1 protein-coding gene is annotated in these 257 nt (G+C 63.4%); it reads left to right on the top strand.

Annotated elements, in window-relative coordinates:
* Window positions 1-257, top strand: a 257-nt coding sequence (locus JZ792_RS41625) for a beta-ketoacyl synthase N-terminal-like domain-containing protein (RefSeq protein ID WP_216918475.1), incomplete at both ends; no start/stop codon positions are given.

The following is a 257-nucleotide window of genomic DNA, read 5'->3' on the forward strand; positions in this document are numbered from 1 at the left end:
TAGCGATCGTGGGTGTGGGGTGTCGTTTCCCGGGTGGTGTGTCCTCACGCGAAGAGTTGTGGCAGCTGCTGGTACAGGGCCGGGATGTGGTGTCGCAGTGGCCTCTGGACCGGGGCTGGGATGTGGGTATTAAGTCCTATACGCGAGACGGCGGGTTCCTGCACGACGCGGGGTTGTTCGATGCCGGGTTCTTCGGGATCAGCCCGCGGGAAGCGACAGCGATGGATCCGCAGCAGAGGTTGCTGCTGGAAACGGTG

It is taken from the genome of Nocardia noduli, from assembly GCF_019038455.1.
GTDB classification, from domain to species: Bacteria; Actinomycetota; Actinomycetes; order Mycobacteriales; family Mycobacteriaceae; genus Nocardia; species Nocardia noduli.